This window comes from Streptomyces sp. NBC_00289, from assembly GCF_041435115.1.
In the GTDB taxonomy this organism is placed as follows: domain Bacteria; phylum Actinomycetota; class Actinomycetes; order Streptomycetales; family Streptomycetaceae; genus Streptomyces.
On record NZ_CP108046.1, the window covers coordinates 6206509 to 6222127 of the forward strand.

General features: G+C 71.4%; 14 protein-coding genes. 13 read left to right on the forward strand and 1 reads right to left on the reverse strand.

Annotation, left to right across the window (positions count from 1 at the left end; translation table 11 throughout):
- The first annotated feature begins 136 nt into the window (after positions 1-136).
- Positions 137-1552, forward strand: coding sequence for an NAD-dependent malic enzyme (locus OG985_RS28035; RefSeq protein WP_371671110.1), 1416 nt, complete (start codon positions 137-139; stop codon positions 1550-1552).
- A gap of 384 nt (positions 1553-1936) precedes the next feature.
- Complete coding sequence (locus OG985_RS28040) at positions 1937-2218, forward strand: HU family DNA-binding protein (protein WP_006374476.1); 282 nt, start codon at positions 1937-1939, stop codon at positions 2216-2218.
- Between the two features lie 139 nt (positions 2219-2357).
- On the opposite strand, the gene murA is transcribed toward OG985_RS28040, so the two are convergent.
- Positions 2358-3704: a UDP-N-acetylglucosamine 1-carboxyvinyltransferase gene (gene murA, locus OG985_RS28045; protein ID WP_371671111.1), complete on the reverse strand. Its 1347-nt coding sequence runs from the start codon at positions 3702-3704 to the stop codon at positions 2358-2360.
- 252 nt (positions 3705-3956) lie between these two features.
- On the opposite strand from murA, the gene OG985_RS28050 reads away from it, so the two are divergent.
- The 11 genes from OG985_RS28050 to OG985_RS28100 all read left to right on the forward strand — a co-directional run bounded on the left by OG985_RS28050 (position 3957) and on the right by OG985_RS28100 (position 15471).
- The gene (locus tag OG985_RS28050) at positions 3957-4529 is read left to right on the forward strand and encodes a YqgE/AlgH family protein (protein ID WP_371674515.1); all 573 of its coding nucleotides are present in this window, start codon (positions 3957-3959) and stop codon (positions 4527-4529) included.
- A 29-nt stretch (positions 4530-4558) separates the two neighbouring features.
- Positions 4559-4855 (forward strand): DUF3039 domain-containing protein, encoded by a 297-nt coding sequence (locus OG985_RS28055; RefSeq protein ID WP_371671112.1) that lies wholly within the window; start codon positions 4559-4561, stop codon positions 4853-4855.
- A 225-nt stretch (positions 4856-5080) separates the two neighbouring features.
- Entirely contained in the window at positions 5081-6373 is a 1293-nt protein-coding gene (locus OG985_RS28060) for an extracellular solute-binding protein (RefSeq protein ID WP_371671113.1), read from the forward strand.
- Between the two features lie 5 nt (positions 6374-6378).
- The gene (locus tag OG985_RS28065) at positions 6379-7362 is read left to right on the forward strand and encodes a carbohydrate ABC transporter permease (RefSeq protein WP_371671114.1); all 984 of its coding nucleotides are present in this window, start codon (positions 6379-6381) and stop codon (positions 7360-7362) included.
- Positions 7359-8204, forward strand: coding sequence for a carbohydrate ABC transporter permease (locus OG985_RS28070; RefSeq protein ID WP_371671115.1), 846 nt, complete (start codon positions 7359-7361; stop codon positions 8202-8204). The genes OG985_RS28065 and OG985_RS28070 overlap by 4 nt, the downstream gene beginning before the upstream one ends.
- A 4-nt stretch (positions 8205-8208) precedes the next feature.
- Positions 8209-9834: a beta-N-acetylhexosaminidase gene (locus OG985_RS28075; protein WP_371671116.1), complete on the forward strand. Its 1626-nt coding sequence runs from the start codon at positions 8209-8211 to the stop codon at positions 9832-9834.
- 223 nt (positions 9835-10057) lie between these two features.
- Complete coding sequence (locus OG985_RS28080) at positions 10058-10951, forward strand: xanthine dehydrogenase family protein subunit M (RefSeq protein WP_371671117.1); 894 nt, start codon at positions 10058-10060, stop codon at positions 10949-10951.
- Positions 10948-12522, forward strand: a complete 1575-nt coding sequence (locus OG985_RS28085) for a 2Fe-2S iron-sulfur cluster-binding protein (RefSeq protein WP_371671118.1) — start codon at positions 10948-10950, stop codon at positions 12520-12522. The genes OG985_RS28080 and OG985_RS28085 overlap by 4 nt, the downstream gene beginning before the upstream one ends.
- Positions 12519-14825, forward strand: a complete 2307-nt coding sequence (locus tag OG985_RS28090; protein ID WP_371671119.1) for a xanthine dehydrogenase family protein molybdopterin-binding subunit — start codon at positions 12519-12521, stop codon at positions 14823-14825. Before OG985_RS28085 ends, OG985_RS28090 begins: the two co-directional genes overlap by 4 nt.
- Positions 14822-14944, forward strand: coding sequence for a hypothetical protein (locus OG985_RS28095; RefSeq protein WP_371671120.1), 123 nt, complete (start codon positions 14822-14824; stop codon positions 14942-14944). The genes OG985_RS28090 and OG985_RS28095 overlap by 4 nt, the downstream gene beginning before the upstream one ends.
- Positions 14944-15471 (forward strand): AAA family ATPase, encoded by a 528-nt coding sequence (locus OG985_RS28100; protein ID WP_371671121.1) that lies wholly within the window; start codon positions 14944-14946, stop codon positions 15469-15471. Before OG985_RS28095 ends, OG985_RS28100 begins: the two co-directional genes overlap by 1 nt.
- Positions 15472-15619: the final 148 nt, after the last annotated feature.

Here is a 15619-nt window from a genome sequence, read left to right on the forward strand (position 1 = left end):
TGCTGAGAACACAACGATCGCAATTCGGGGCGGCTACCGCGTACTCGGCGGTAGGTGCGACGATCGGACCGCGAACCCGCGACCCAGCAGTACGTGCAGCACGCGCAAGTACACGGTGAAAGCAGAGGAAGTCGGCATGGCAACGGCGCCCAGCGTCTCCTACTCGATGACGGTCCGGCTGGAGGTGCCCGCGAGCGGAACCGCCGTCTCGCAGCTCACCACCGCCGTGGAGTCCTCCGGAGGCTCGGTCACCGGCCTCGACGTCACCGCCTCCGGCCACGAGAAGCTCCGGATCGACGTCACCATCGCGGCCAGCTCCACCGGGCACGCCGACGAGATCGTCGAGGAGCTCCGCGGGATCGAGGGCGTCACCCTCGGCAAGGTCTCGGACCGTACGTTCCTCATGCACCTCGGCGGCAAGATCGAGATGCAGTCCAAGCACCCCATCCGCAACCGTGACGACCTCTCCATGATCTACACGCCGGGCGTGGCCCGGGTGTGCATGGCGATCGCCGAGAACCCCGAGGACGCCCGCCGCCTCACCATCAAGCGCAACTCCGTTGCGGTCGTGACGGACGGCTCGGCCGTGCTGGGTCTCGGCAACATCGGCCCCATGGCCGCCCTGCCGGTCATGGAGGGCAAGGCGGCCCTCTTCAAGCGCTTCGCCGGCATCGACGCCTGGCCGCTGTGCCTGGACACCCAGGACACCGACGCGATCGTCGAGATCGTGAAGGCGATCGCCCCCGGTTTCGCGGGCATCAACCTGGAGGACATCTCCGCGCCCCGCTGCTTCGAGATCGAGGCGCGGCTGCGCGAGGCCCTCGACATCCCCGTCTTCCACGACGACCAGCACGGCACGGCGATCGTCGTCCTCGCCTCCCTGATGAACGCCCTGCGTGTGACCGGGAAGGCGATCGAGAACATCCGGGTCGTCATGTCCGGCGCGGGCGCGGCCGGTACGGCCATCCTCAAGCTGCTGATCGCCGCGGGCGTCAAGAACGCCGTCGTCGCCGACATCCACGGCGTCGTGCACGCCGGCCGGGAGGACCTGGTCGAGGCCGCCGCGGACTCGCCGCTGCGCTGGATCGCCGACAACACCAACCCCGAGGGTCTGACCGGCACCCTCAAGGAGGCCGTCCGCGGCGCGGACGTCTTCATCGGCGTCTCGGCCCCGAACGTCCTCGACGGCGACGACGTGGCCGCCATGGCCGAAGGCGCCATCGTGTTCGCGCTCGCGAACCCCGACCCGGAGGTCGACCCGGCGATCGCCCGTCAGACGGCCGCGGTCGTCGCCACCGGCCGCTCCGACTTCCCGAACCAGATCAACAACGTGCTGGTCTTTCCGGGTGTCTTCCGCGGCCTGCTGGACGCGCAGTCCCGCACCGTCAACACGGAGATGATGCTCGCCGCCGCGACCGCCCTCGCCGACGTGGTGACCGAGGACGAGCTGAACGCGAACTACATCATCCCCAGCGTGTTCAACGACAAGGTCGCGGGCGCCGTCGCGGGCGCGGTGCGCGAGGCCGCGAAGGCGGCGGGCGCCACCGCGTAGGCTGCGGTGCCCGCGGGGCCCGGGGTGTGTGCCGGTTGTGAGGATCGCCACGACAGGCCTGACATCGGCGCGTCGTGGAACCCGGGCCCTCAGGAGGCCGTTTAAGGTGTCGGCCAGGCTGAAGCCCACCACGGAGCGTCACCAGTCCGAGGCCGCGGCGCTCCCCGTGTGACTCCCAAGGGTGTTCTCACGACTCCTGGGGGTGCCGGATTGGCTTTCCCGCCGCAGGTAGGGGCAGGATGCGTCTCTGGGCGCGAGGGTCTGACGACGGACCCGGGTCCGGGGGCTCACCGCAGACCCTGGCAGCATCGGCTTCGCTGTACCCAACATGCGGCTCCGCCGCGTGTCACGCCTCAACAGCAAGAAGAACACGGGAGTAACAACATGAACCGCAGTGAGCTGGTGGCCGCGCTGGCCGACCGCGCCGAGGTGACCCGCAAGGACGCCGACGCCGTTCTGGCCGCGTTCGCCGAGACCGTCGGTGAGATCGTCGCCAAGGGTGACGAGAAGGTGACCATCCCCGGCTTCCTGACCTTCGAGCGCACCCACCGTGCCGCTCGTACCGCGCGCAACCCGCAGACCGGCGACCCGATCGACATCCCGGCCGGCTACAGCGTCAAGGTCTCCGCGGGCTCGAAGCTCAAGGAAGCCGCCAAGGGCAAGTGACCTTGCCGCCTGTACGCCACGGGACGGCGTAGGGCAGGTGAGCGACGTCGAAGGGGCGGCGCCCGGTTCTTCCGGGTGCCGCCCCTTCGTGGTGTGCTGCGACGCCGACAGCCGGCCGGTGCCGTCACCGGCCGGTCACTCAGCCCAGGGCTTTGCCCGGCAGTTCCACCTTCGCGCCCAGCTCCACGAGCTTCTCCATGAAGTTCTCGTAGCCGCGGTTGATGAGCTCGATGCCGTGCACCCGGGAGGTGCCCTGGGCCGCGAGGGCGGCGATGAGATAGGAGAAGCCGCCGCGCAGGTCGGGGATGACCAGGTCGGCGCCCTGGAGCTTGGTCGGGCCCGACACGACGGCCGAGTGCAGGAAGTTGCGCTGGCCGAAGCGGCAGTCGGAGCCGCCCAGGCACTCGCGGTAGAGCTGGATGTGTGCACCCATCTGGTTGAGCGCGGAGGTGAATCCGAGCCGGGACTCGTACACCGTCTCGTGGACGATGGACAGGCCCGTGGCCTGGGTGAGGGCCACCACGAGCGGCTGCTGCCAGTCCGTCTGGAAGCCGGGGTGCACGTCCGTCTCCAGCGCGATCGACTTCAACTGGCCGCCGGGGTGCCAGAAGCGGATGCCCTGGTCGTCGATCCGGAAGGCGCCGCCCACCTTGCGGTAGGTGTTCAGGAACGTCATCATCGAGCGCTGCTGGGCGCCGCGGACGTAGATGTTGCCCTCGGTCGCCAGCGCCGCGGACGCCCACGAGGCGGCCTCCAGGCGGTCCGGGAGTGCGCCGTGGTCGTAGCCGCCGAGCTCGTCCACACCGGTGATGCGGATGGTGCGGTCGGTGTCCATCGCGATGATGGCGCCCATCTTCTGCAGGACGCAGATGAGGTCCTCGATCTCCGGCTCCACGGCCGCGTTCGAGAGCTCGGTGACGCCTTCCGCGAGGACGGCCGTCAGCAGTACCTGCTCGGTCGCGCCCACCGACGGGTAGGGCAGCCGGATCTTCGTGCCGCGCAGTCGCTGCGGCGCCTCCAGGTACTGGCCGTCCGCCCGCTTCTCGATCCGCGCGCCGAACTGCCGCAGCACCTCGAAGTGGAAGTCGATCGGCCGGCCGCCGATGTCGCAGCCGCCGAGTCCGGGGATGAAGGCATGGCCCAGACGGTGCAGCAGCGGGCCGCAGAAGAGGATCGGGATGCGGCTCGAACCCGCGTGCGCGTCGATGTCCGCGACGTTCGCGCTCTCGACGTGCGAGGGGTCCATCACCAGCTCGCCCGGCTCCTCACCCGGACGGACCGTCACGCCGTGCAGTTGCAGCAGTCCACGGACCACGCGCACGTCCCGGATGTCCGGCACGTTGCGCAGACGGCTCGGCTCACCGCCCAGCAGGGCGGCGACCATGGCCTTCGGTACGAGGTTCTTCGCACCACGAACACGGATCTCGCCCTCGAGCGGGGTTCCGCCGTGGACAAGCAGTACGTCGTCAGAGCCGTTGACGGTCATGTATCTCGCGTTCCGATGAGTCGGGCAGGGGCCAGAAGGGAAAGGGTAATCGCCGCCCACCCCCCTTCCGTAAGCCCAAGGACGCCCCAGCCGCGTCATAGCTGTGTCACAACACGAACGGTTCCCCGACGGGCACATGGGGTCACCGGGGCGAGCGTGCGCCGGGGGCGCTTCTTTCCGCCCTGAGCTGCATTCCCTCCCGTACCCCCATTGCCTCCCCACGGGATGGGAAGATGCGGGATCATGTCTGGCATGACCGAGGTGTCCTCGCTCACAGGGCGGTTGCTCGTGGCAACGCCCGCCCTGGCGGACCCGAACTTCGACCGTGCGGTGGTGCTCCTTCTCGACCACGACGAGGAGGGCTCCCTCGGTGTCGTCCTCAACCGTCCGACCCCGGTGGACGTCGGCGACATCCTGGAGGGCTGGGCCGACCTGGCGGGGGAACCCGGGGTCGTCTTCCAGGGCGGCCCGGTCTCCCTGGACTCGGCGCTCGGCGTCGCCGTGATCCCGGGCGGCGCCTCGCTCAACGGGACCCCGCTGGGCTGGCGCAGGGTGCACGGCGCGATCGGTCTGGTCGACCTGGAGGCCCCGCCGGAACTGCTGGCCTCCGCGCTCGGTTCGCTGCGGATCTTCGCCGGGTACGCCGGCTGGGGCCCCGGCCAGCTGGAGGACGAACTCGTCGAGGGCGCCTGGTACGTCGTCGAGTCGGAGCCCGGAGACGTCTCCTGCCCGTCGCCGGAGAGACTCTGGCGCGAGGTCCTGCGCCGCCAGCGCAACGAGCTGGCGATGGTGGCCACCTACCCGGACGATCCTTCGCTCAACTGATGCGTGTGGGCTTCAGTATCCTGGCTGCTATGAGCACTCTTGAGCCCGAGCCCCAGCCGCAGCGAGGTACTGGTACGGGGACCCTCGTAGAGCCGGCGCCGCAGGTGTCCCACGGCGACGGTGACCACGAGCGCTTCGCCCACTACGTCCAGAAGGACAAGATCATGGCGAGCGCCCTCGACGGGACGCCCGTCGTCGCGCTGTGCGGCAAGGTGTGGGTGCCGGGCCGCGACCCGAAGAAGTACCCGGTGTGTCCCATGTGCAAGGAGATCTACGAGTCCATGGGCGCCGGCGGCGGCGACAAGGACAAGGGCGGCGACAAGTAGCCCTTCCTCCCCGCCCGAGATCCACGAGGCCCCCGAGGCGCGTTATGACGCGTCACGGGGGCCTTTGCCGTTTCTGTCGGGGTCCCACCGTTGCACGGGATGCGTCGGGTGGTCACAGAGTGGTTGAGACCTCTTGTCGGCATGTTCATGTAGTCCATAGCCTCGAGTGTGTTGTGCAGAGCGAAACAGTCATTGCATATGTTGCAACACTCGGAGGATCGCTCCATGAAGCTCCCCGCCCGGCTGGCCGTGCTCCTGACCGCTGTGGTCGTCACCGCCTGCGCCCCCCAGACGTCCGACAACTCCTCTTCCCCCACGGACAGGAAGACCGGCACCCTGCGCGTCTGGCTCTTCCAGGAGGTCGGCAACAAGCCGAAGGAACAGGCCGTCGACTCCGTCGTCGCCGCCTTCGAGAAGGCCCACAAGGACACGAAGGTCGACGTCGAGTACATCCCGGTCGAGACCCGCGCCCAGCGCGTCAAGGCGGCCTTCAACGACCCGAAGTCCGCCCCTGACGTCATCGAGTACGGCAACACCGACACCGCCGGATACGTCCACGACGGCGGGCTCCTCGACGTGACCGGGGAGTTCGGCGACTGGAGCGAGGCCAAGGACACCGACCCCACCGCCAGACAGTCCGTCACCGTGGACGGCAAGATCTACGGCGCCCCCTTCTACGTCGGCGTCCGCGCCCTGTACTACCGCACCGACGTCTTCAGGGAACTGGGCCTGAGCGTCCCGAAGACGATGGCCGAACTGGCGTCCACCGCGCGCGCGATCCGCGCCGCGAAGCCCGACCTGTACGGCCTGGTCGTCGGCGGCGCCTACACCTACGGCGCCATGCCCTTCGTCTGGGCCAACGGGGGCGAACTGGCCACCGGCAAGAACGGCTCGTACGCCGCCGCCATCGACGGCGCCGCCGCGCAGAAGGGCATCAAGGCCTACACCTCCCTCTTCGGCGACGACAACTGTCCCGCCGCCAAGTGCGCGGGCATGGGCGGCAACGACACGGTCACCGCGTTCGCGGTCGGCAAGGCGGGCATGGCGATCGGCGGCGACTTCAGCCACGCCGCCGTCGAGGCAGGGAAGGTGAAGGGCGAGTACGCGGTCGTCCCGCTGCCGGGGGTGACCTCCGGCTCGATCGCCCCGGCGTTCGCGGGCGGCAACAACATCGGCGTACTGAAGAGCACCTCGCACCGCACCCTCGCCGTCGACCTGATGGAGCAGCTCGCCTCGAAGAAGACGCAGTCCCGACTCTTCGACGCGATGGGCTTCCTGCCCACCTTCACGGACGTACGTCAGCAGGTGGCGGCGAAGAAGCCGTACGTGAAGCCCTTCGTACGGACGCTCGCCGCCGGCACCGAGTTCGTCCCCGCCTCGCCCGCCTGGGCCCAGATCGACTCCTCGCTGGTGCTGCCGACGATGTTCCAGGAGATCGTCAGCGGCAAGAAGGACGTGGCGGCCGCCTCCGAGGACGCGGCGAAGAAGATGAACGACGCGTTCGGCTCCGCCGGGTGACGCCGATGACGCCCGACAGTTCAGGGGTCGCGGAGCGCCTGCGGCCGCCGGGCGCGCCCGCCCGGTCGCGCAGTGCCCCGCGCCCCCTGGGGCGTCGCGGCGCACGGCGTCGGGGAGGCGCCGGCCGGACGCCCTGGCTCTACCTGGCGCCCGCCCTCGTGGTGCTCGGCGCCCTGCTCGTCTACCCCATCTACCAGCTCGGTCTGATCTCGTTCTTCCGGTACACCCAGGCCCAGGTCAGCGGCGGCGAACCGACCACCTTCCAGGGCTTCGGGAACTACGCCGAGCTCTTCGGGGACGAGCAGTTCTGGCAGGTGCTGCTGGCGACCGTGCTCTTCGCGGCGGCGTGCGTCGGGTCGACGCTGGCGGTGGGCTGCGCGCTCGCCGTGCTGCTCACCCGGGTGCGCGCGCTGCCGCGCCTGGCCCTGATGCTGGCCGCGCTGGGCGCGTGGGCGACCCCGGCCGTCACCGGCTCGACCGTCTGGCTGTTCCTCTTCGACCCGGACTTCGGGCCGGTCAACCGGCTCCTGGGGCTCGGTGACCACTCGTGGACGTACGGGCGCTACAGCGCCTTCCTCCTCGTACTGCTCGAAGTCGTGTGGTGCTCCTTCCCGTTCGTGATGGTGACGGTGTACGCCGGGATCCGCGCCGTACCCGGCGAGGTGCTGGAGGCCGCCTCGCTGGACGGCGCCTCGCAGTGGCGGATCTGGCGGTCCGTGCTCGCGCCGATGCTCCGGCCGATCCTGACCGTCGTCACCATCCAGTCCGTCATCTGGGACTTCAAGGTCTTCACCCAGATCTACGTGATGACGGGCGGCGGTGGCATCGCGGGACAGAACCTCGTCCTCAACGTGTACGCCTACCAACAGGCGTTCGCCTCGTCCGAGTACAGCCTCGGCTCGGCCATCGGCGTGGTGATGCTGCTGATCCTGATGGCCGTCACCGTCGGATACCTGCGGCTGCGGCGACGGCAGGGGGAGGAACTGTGAACTCTCTCCGACGGCGGGTGCGGCGTCCGTGGCGGCTGGCCGCCGAGACCTCGGCCCTGCTGATCGCGGTCGTCGTCGCCTTCCCCCTCTACTGGATGGTGCTCGGCGCCTTCAAACCGGCGGGGGAGATCGAGTCGACCGAGCCGCGGCCGTGGACCGCGTCCCCCTCCCTGGATTCCTTCCGACGGGTCCTCGGACAGCAGGAATTCGGCCGCTACTTCGTCAACAGCCTTGTCGTGGCCTGCACCGTCGTGATCGTCTCGGCGTTGATCGCGTTTCTCGCGGCGACCGCCGTCACACGATTCCGCTTCCGCTTCCGGACCACCTTGCTGATCATGTTTCTGGTGGCCCAGATGGTGCCCGTGGAAGCCCTGACCATCCCCCTTTTCTTCCTCATGCGGGACTTCGGCCAGCTGAACACCCTGGGCTCGCTGATCCTGCCGCACATCGCCTTCTCGCTGCCCTTCGCGATCTGGATGCTGCGGGGGTTCGTGAAAGCCGTACCGGAGGCGCTGGAGGAGGCCGCGTACATCGACGGGGCGAGCCGGGCGCGCTTTCTGTGGCAGATCCTTTTCCCGCTGGTCTTCCCGGGGCTGGTGGCCACGAGTGTGTTTTCCTTCATCTCGGCCTGGAACGACTTCCTGTTCGCCAAGTCCTTCATCATCAGCGACACCTCCCAGTCAACGCTGCCGATGGCGTTGCTGGTGTTCTACAAGCCGGACGACCCGGACTGGGGCGGCGTGATGGCCGCCTCCACGGTCATGACGATTCCGGTGCTGCTCTTCTTCGTACTCGTACAGCGACGACTGGTCTCCGGGCTGGGCGGAGCGGTTAAGGACTGACGTGGTGGATGTGATTCCCGAGCCCCGGCACGTGGCGGCTCACCAGGACGGCTCCTTCGCACCGGGCCCGGCCACCCGGCTGAGCGCGGGCGACGGCACGCAGGGGACGGAACGCTGGCTGCGCGCCACGCTGGGCGCGGCCACGGGCCTGCCCCTGCCTCCCGGAGAGGCCGGCGACGACGACGTCATCCGCCTCTCCCTCGACCCGGCGGTCACCGCCGAACTGGGGGAAGAGGGCTACCGGCTCGACGTCCTGCCCAACGGGGTGCGCCTGGCCGGCGGCGGGCCCGCCGGGCTCTTCTGGGGCGCACAGACGCTGCGTCAGCTGCTCGGCCCGGACGCCTTCCGGCGCGCTCCGCTGCCCGGACGGCGCCCGCGGCTGCCACTGACGCGCATTCAGGACGCCCCCCGGTTCCGCTGGCGCGGCCTCATGCTCGACGTGGCCCGGCACTTCCTGCCCAAGGACGACGTGCTGCGCCAACTCGATCTCATGGCCGCGCACAAACTCAACGTCTTCCACTTCCATCTGACGGACGACCAGGGCTGGCGCGTCGAGATCGAGCGCTATCCCAGGCTGACCGAGGTCGGTTCCTGGCGGACGCGCACGAAATCCGGCCACCGCGCCTCACCGCTGTGGGACGAGAGGCCGCACGGCGGCTTCTACACCCAGGACGACATCCGGGAGATCGTGGCCTACGCCGCCGAGCGGCATATCACCGTCGTCCCGGAAATCGACGTACCCGGGCACTCGCAGGCCGCCATCACCGCATACCCGGAACTCGGCAACACCGACGTCATCGACACGACCGCCCTCTCCGTCTGGGACAACTGGGGGATCTCCCCGAACGTCCTCGCGCCCACCGACGACACCCTGCGCTTCTACGAAGGGGTCTTCGAGGAAATCCTCGGCCTGTTCCCCTCGGAGTTCGTTCACGTCGGGGGTGACGAATGCCTCAAGGACCAGTGGCGGCAGTCACCCACCGCGCAGGCGCGCATCGCGGAACTCGGGGTCACGGACGAGGACGGGTTGCAGTCCTGGTTCATCGGACACTTCGACACATGGCTTGCCGAGCGCGGCCGCAGGCTGATCGGCTGGGACGAGATCCTCGAAGGAGGCCTCGCGGACAAGGCGGCCGTCTCGTCCTGGCGCGGGTACCAGGGCGGCATCGCCGCAGCGCGGGCCGGCCACGACGTCGTCATGTGCCCCGAGCAGCATGTCTATCTGGACTACCGGCAGGACGGCGGAGCCGACGAACCGGTGCCCATCGCGTACGTGCGCACCCTGGAGGACGTCTACCGGTTCGAGCCCGTCCCGCCGGAGTTGACCCCCGAGGAGGCCGGGCACGTGCTCGGCACGCAGGCCAACGTGTGGACCGAGGTGATGGAGGACCGCGGGCGCGTCGACTACCAGACCTTCCCCCGGCTCTCGGCGTTCGCGGAGGTGGCCTGGAGTTCCCTGCCCGCCCCGGCGGAACGGGACTTCGCCGGCTTCGAGCGGCGGATGGCCGTCCACTACCGGCGACTCGACGCCCTGGGTGTCGCCTACCGGCCGCCGTCCGGACCGCTGCCGTGGCAGCGGCGGCCGGGGGTGCTCGGCCGCCCGATCGAGGGGCCGCCCCCGAACAGGTAGCGGGAAAGGCCTCAGGGGTCAACGAAAGGTGGCAAGGAGTACGTACCGGTGATGCCGTACGTAAACGGGTGATATCCCGGGCGAAACGGGCGAACTCCTCCTAGCGGACCCCCGTCTTCGGGTGTTGCGAAGATGTGCCAGAGTTGCCACGTCCGCCCTGTCAGCACGTACCGTACGGCAGCACAGGTGGGACCAGGTGGGGCAGCGGGAAGGGGCAGCCGGTTTGACCACGCACGCACCGCAGGCGGGGCAGGCCGTCACGCTGCCCACGACGCTGGACGAGGCAGTGGCGGCACTCACCGCCACGCCCGCCGCCGTGCCCGTGGCGGGCGGCACCGACCTGATGGCCGCCGTCAACTCAGGGCAGCTCAGGCCGGCCGCACTCGTCGGCCTCGGCCGGATCAGCGAGATCCGTGGCTGGCAGTACCAGGACGGGCACGCGCTGCTCGGCGCGGGCCTCACTCACGCGCGCATGGGCCGCCCCGACTTCGCCGCCCTCATCCCCGCGCTCGCGGCCGCCGCACGCGCCGCGGGCCCGCCGCAGATCCGCAACGCGGGCACCCTGGGCGGCAACATCGCCTCCGCCGCCCCCACCGGGGACGCGCTGCCCGTGCTGGCGGCGCTGGAGGCGACGCTGATCATCGCCGGTCCGGGCGGAGCCCGCCGGGAGATGCCGGTGTCGCACCTGCTGGCCGGCATGGAGATGCTGCGGGCCGGCGAACTCATCGGCTACGTGCGCGTGCCGCTGCTGCACGCGCCGCAGGTCTTCCTGAAGGCGACCGGCCGCACCGGACCGGGGCGGGCGATGGCGTCCGTCGCGCTGGTCCTCGACCCCGCCCGGCGCGGAGTCAGGTGTGCCGTCGGCGCCATAGCCCCGATGCCGCTCAGGCCCCTGGAGGCCGAGCAGTGGGTCGGCCGGCTCATCGACTGGGACAACGGCCGCGCGATCGTCCCGGAGGCGCTGAGCGCCTTCGGCGAGTACGTCGCCGCGGCCTGTATCCCCGACCCGGCCCAGGCCGAGGACGGCTCCGTACCGCAGCATCCGCCGGCCGTACTGCACCTGCGGCGCACCGTCGCCGCACTGGCCCGACGAGCACTGGGGAGGGCGCTGTCGTGACCGACGACCAGCACGGAGAGGGCACGCCCAGGAGCGGTGGCCGCTGGGACCCGCTGCCCCAGGGCGACTACGACGACGGCGCCACCGCCTTCGTGAAACTGCCGGAGGGCGGCATCGACGCGCTCCTCGCGTCGGCCGACACCCCGCTCGCCGCGCCCGGCCACGGATACGTGCCGCCGCCGATAACGGTCGCTCCCGCCACGGACGAGGGAACCGATCCGGCGCCGGCCGGCACCTGGGCGATGCCCGCCGACGGCCCCCGGTGGCCCGACCCGAACGCCCTGCCCCAGGACACCGGCGACGACCGGTTCGCCTACCGCCCCGGGGCCACCGGGCAGTGGGACTTCGGGGACGTCACGGCGGCGGACGCCGCGGCCGCTCCGGGGCACGACGTCACCGGACAGTGGTCGATCCCCGTCGCCGGCGGCGACCTTCCGGACGAATCGGGCGAGTTCACCACGTCCGCGCTGGTCGAGCAGTGGGGCGGCACGCCCCCGGCCACACTTCCCGGCGGCGCGTCCGCGCCCTGGGCGACACAGCCGGCCCAGCCCTGGACGCAGCCGTCGCCGGACACCGGAACGGCCGAGCGGCAGGGCGTGCCCGGGCCCGGACACGCACAGCCCGTCGGCCGACCGGAAGAGCCGGCGGACCCGCGGCTCGCCGGGCCGGGCCCGAGCGCGCACGACGCCTCCGCCGGACGCTACGGGGAAACACCCGCCGAAGTCGCCGTGGCCGCCTCACAGGCCGCCGTGGAAGCCGATGAGGCCAGGGAGGCCGCCGAGGCCGCGCAAGAGGCCGCAGAGGCCGCTCAGCGACCCTCCCCGCCCCTCGACGAGCCCGGCACCGAGACCGGTGACGGGACAGCCGGCCCCGAGGCGCCCGGAGAACCCGCCGAGGACGCCGGCTCCGGAACGCCCGGCGACGCCCCCGCCCCCTCCGGCGAGGAACACCCCCTCGCCTCCTACGTGCTGCGCGTCAACGGCACCGAACGCCCGGTCAGCGACGCCTGGATCGGCGAGTCCCTGCTCTACGTGCTGCGCGAGCGGCTCGGACTCGCGGGCGCCAAGGACGGCTGCTCGCAGGGCGAGTGCGGGGCCTGCAACGTCCAGGTCGACGGACGGCTCGTGGCGTCCTGCCTAGTGCCGGCGGTGACCGCGGCGGGCAGCGAGGTCCGTACGGTCGAGGGCCTGGCCGTCGACGGGCAGCCCTCGGACGTACAGCGGGCGCTGGCCAGGTGCGGGGCCGTGCAGTGCGGTTTCTGCGTGCCCGGCATGGCGATGACCGTGCACGACCTCCTCGAGGGCAACCCGGCGCCGACCGAACTCGAGACCCGGCAGGCCCTGTGCGGCAACCTGTGCCGCTGCTCCGGCTACCGGGGTGTCGTCGAGGCCGTCAAGGAGGTCGCCGCCGAACGCGAGGCGCACGGCAGGGCCGGCGACGCCGAACACGACGGCGACGAGGCACGTATCCCTCACCAGGCGGGCCCGGGAGCCGGCGGGGTCAACCCCTCGGCGTTCGAGTCGCCGCGAACCCATGACCAGGCGTACGGACAGGACGGAGGCCAGGCGTGAGCAACGAAGCCGCCACCGCGACCACCGCGGAGGCAGCCCCCGCCCCCGAGGGAATCCCGCACGGTCTGGGCGCCTCCCTGCAGCCCGCCGACGCCCGCGCCAAGACCGAGGGCACCTTCCCGTACGCGGCCGACCTGTGGGCCGAGGGCCTGCTGTGGGCGGCCGTACTGCGGTCCCCGCACGCGCACGCGCGCATCCTGTCCATCGACACCTCCCACGCGCGCGAGATGCCCGGCGTACGGGCCGTGGTCACCCACGAGGACGTCCCCGGCAGCGCACCGCACGGTCGCGGCAAGGCCGACCGCCCGCTGTTCGCCTCGGACGTCGTACGCCACCACGGGGAGCCCATCGCGGCCGTCGCCGCCGATCACCCCGACACCGCGCGCATGGCCGCCGCCGCCGTCATCGTCGAGTACGAGGTGCTCGACCCGGTGACCGACCCGGAGCAGGCCTTCGAGGCGGAGCCGCTGCACCCCGACGGCAACCTGATCCGGCACATCCCGCTGCACCACGGAGACCCCGACGCGACCGGTGACGTCGTCGTGGAGGGCCAGTACCGCATCGGCCGCCAGGACCCCGCCCCGATCGGCGCCGAGGCCGGCCTCGCCGTGCCCCGCCCCGACGGCGGCGTCGAGCTGTACGTGGCGTCCACGGACCCGCACACCGACCGCGACGCGGCAGCGGCCTGCTACGGCCTGGACCCCGAGCGCGTGAAGGTCGTCGTCACCGGTGTGCCCGGCGCCACCGCCGACCGTGAGGACCAGGGCTTCCAGCTCCCGCTCGGCCTGCTCGCGCTGAAGACCGGCTGCCCGGTGAAACTGACCGCCACGCGCGAGGAGTCCTTCCTCGGGCACGCCCACCGGCACCCCACCCTGCTGCGCTACCGCCACCACGCGGACGCCGAGGGCAGACTCGTCAAGGTCGAGGCGCAGATCCTGCTCGACGGCGGCGCCTACGCGGACACGTCCGCCGAGACGCTGGCAGCCGCCGTGGGCTTCGCCTGCGGGCCGTACGTCGTGCCGAACGCCTTCATCGAGGGCTGGGCCGTCCGCACCAACAACCCGCCGTCGGGCCATGTGCGCGGCGAGGGCGCCATGCAGGTGTGCGCCGCCTACGAGGCGCAGATGGACAAGCTCGCCAAGAAGCTCGGCCTCGACCCGGCCGAGCTGCGCCTGCGCAACGCCATGGCCACCGGTGACGTCCTGCCGACGGGCCAGACGGTCACCTGCCCGGCGCCGGTCGCCGAACTCCTCCAGGCGGTACGGGACTACCCCCTGCCGCCGTTGCCCAAGGACACCCCCGAGGACGAGTGGCTGCTGCCCGGCGGTCCCGAGGGCGCGGGCGAACCGGGCGCGGTGCGCCGGGGCGTGGGCTACGCGCTGGGCATGGTGCACATGCTGGGCGCGGAGGGCGCCGACGAGGTCTCCACGGCCACCGTGCGGGTCCAGGACGGCGTGGCGACGGTGCTGTGCGCGGCCGTCGAGACCGGACAGGGCTTCACGACCCTCGCGAGACAGATCGTGCAGGAGACGCTCGGTATCGACGAGGTGCACGTGGCGCCCGTCGACACCGACCAGCCGCCGGCCGGCCCGGGCTGCCGGGGCCGCCACACCTGGGTGTCCGGCGGCGCGGTGGAGCGGGCCGCCAAGATGGTCCGCACGCAGCTGTTGCAGCCCCTGGCGCACAAGTTCGGCATGTCCACCGAACTCCTCCAGATCACCGACGGCAAGATCACGTCGTACGACGGTGTGCTGTCGACCACGGTCACCGAGGCGATGGAGGGCAAGGAGCTGTGGGCCACGGCCCAGTGCCGCCCCCATCCGACGGAGCCGCTGGACGCGGCCGGCCAGGGCGACGCCTTCGTGGGCCTCGCCTTCTGCGCGATCCGCGCGGTGGTGGACGTCGACATCGAACTCGGCTCGGTACGGGTGGTGGAGCTGGCGCTCGCCCAGGACGTGGGCCGGGTGCTGAACCCCACCCAGCTCGCGGCGCGCATCGAGGCGGGCGTCACCCAGGGCGTGGGCATCGCGCTGACGGAGAACCTGCGTACCGCGCGCGGGCTGGTCCGCCATCCCGACCTCACCGGGTACGCCCTGCCCACCGCGCTGGACGCGCCCGACATCCACATCGTCAAATTGGTCGAGGAACGGGACGTGGTCGCGCCCTTCGGCGCGAAGGCGGCCAGCGCGGTGCCGGTGGTGACCTCCCCGGCCTCGATCGCCTCCGCGGTTCGGGCCGCCACCGGCCGCCCCGTGAACCGGCTGCCGATACGGCCGCAGGCGGCGGTGGTGACCGGCCAGTGACCGCACCCGAGCCACCGCGTTACGAGCCCCCGCCCAGCGTCGGGAAGCTGCTGCTGTGGGTCCTGGTGTTCGTCCTGGCGGCGGTCGTCGTCGTGCTGGGCGGCATCTACCTCACGTGATGGACGGCGTCGTCCTCGTCACCGGCATCATGGCCGCGGGCAAGTCGACGGTCGCGCAGGCCCTGGCCGAACGGCTGCCGCGCGCCGCGCACGTCCGCGGCGACCTGTTCCGGCGGATGATCGTCTCCGGACGCGAGGACTACGTTCCCGGCGCGGGCGCCGAGGCCGAGGCGCAACTCAGGCTGCGCCACCGGCTGTCGGCGGAGACGGCGGACGCCTACGCGCGGGCGGGCTTCACGGCGGTGGTGCAGGACGTGGTGCTGGGGGAGGAACTGCCCGCCTTCGTCGGCCTGTTGCGTACCCGCCCGCTGTACGTCGTCGTCCTCGCGCCCGACCCGGAGACGGTGGCGGCCCGGGAGGCCGGGCGGGCGAAGACCGGCTACGGGGCCTGGACGGTCGGGGAACTGGACGGTGGGCTGCGGGCCGGGACTCCGCGCCTCGGTCTGTGGCTGGACACCTCGCGGCTGACGGTGACGGAGACGGTCGAGGCGATTCTGGCCGGGAGGGAACGGGCGAGGGTCCGCTGAGCGTCCTGTGGGGCAGGGCGTGCCGGTGGCGCGGCGGAGCCGGCCGGTGCCGGTGGCGCCGCCGATCCGGGCGTTGTCAGTGGCGCGGCGTAGTGTTCCGAGCAGTGGGGGACGGCCGCTTCGACCAGTGGGGGACGGCCCCTTCGAC

Bases quoted from the DNA above. Each gene is read 5' to 3' on its own strand.
- OG985_RS28035 (WP_371671110.1), top strand. From the start codon at position 137: ATGGCAACGGCGCCCAGCGTCTCCTACTCGATGACGGTCCGGCTGGAG.
- OG985_RS28040 (WP_006374476.1), top strand. From the start codon at position 1,937: ATGAACCGCAGTGAGCTGGTGGCCGCGCTGGCCGACCGCGCCGAGGTG.
- murA (WP_371671111.1), bottom strand. From the start codon at position 3,704: ATGACCGTCAACGGCTCTGACGACGTACTGCTTGTCCACGGCGGAACC.
- OG985_RS28050 (WP_371674515.1), top strand. From the start codon at position 3,957: ATGACCGAGGTGTCCTCGCTCACAGGGCGGTTGCTCGTGGCAACGCCC.
- OG985_RS28055 (WP_371671112.1), top strand. From the start codon at position 4,559: ATGAGCACTCTTGAGCCCGAGCCCCAGCCGCAGCGAGGTACTGGTACG.
- OG985_RS28060 (WP_371671113.1), top strand. From the start codon at position 5,081: ATGAAGCTCCCCGCCCGGCTGGCCGTGCTCCTGACCGCTGTGGTCGTC.
- OG985_RS28065 (WP_371671114.1), top strand. From the start codon at position 6,379: ATGACGCCCGACAGTTCAGGGGTCGCGGAGCGCCTGCGGCCGCCGGGC.
- OG985_RS28100 (WP_371671121.1), top strand. From the start codon at position 14,944: ATGGACGGCGTCGTCCTCGTCACCGGCATCATGGCCGCGGGCAAGTCG.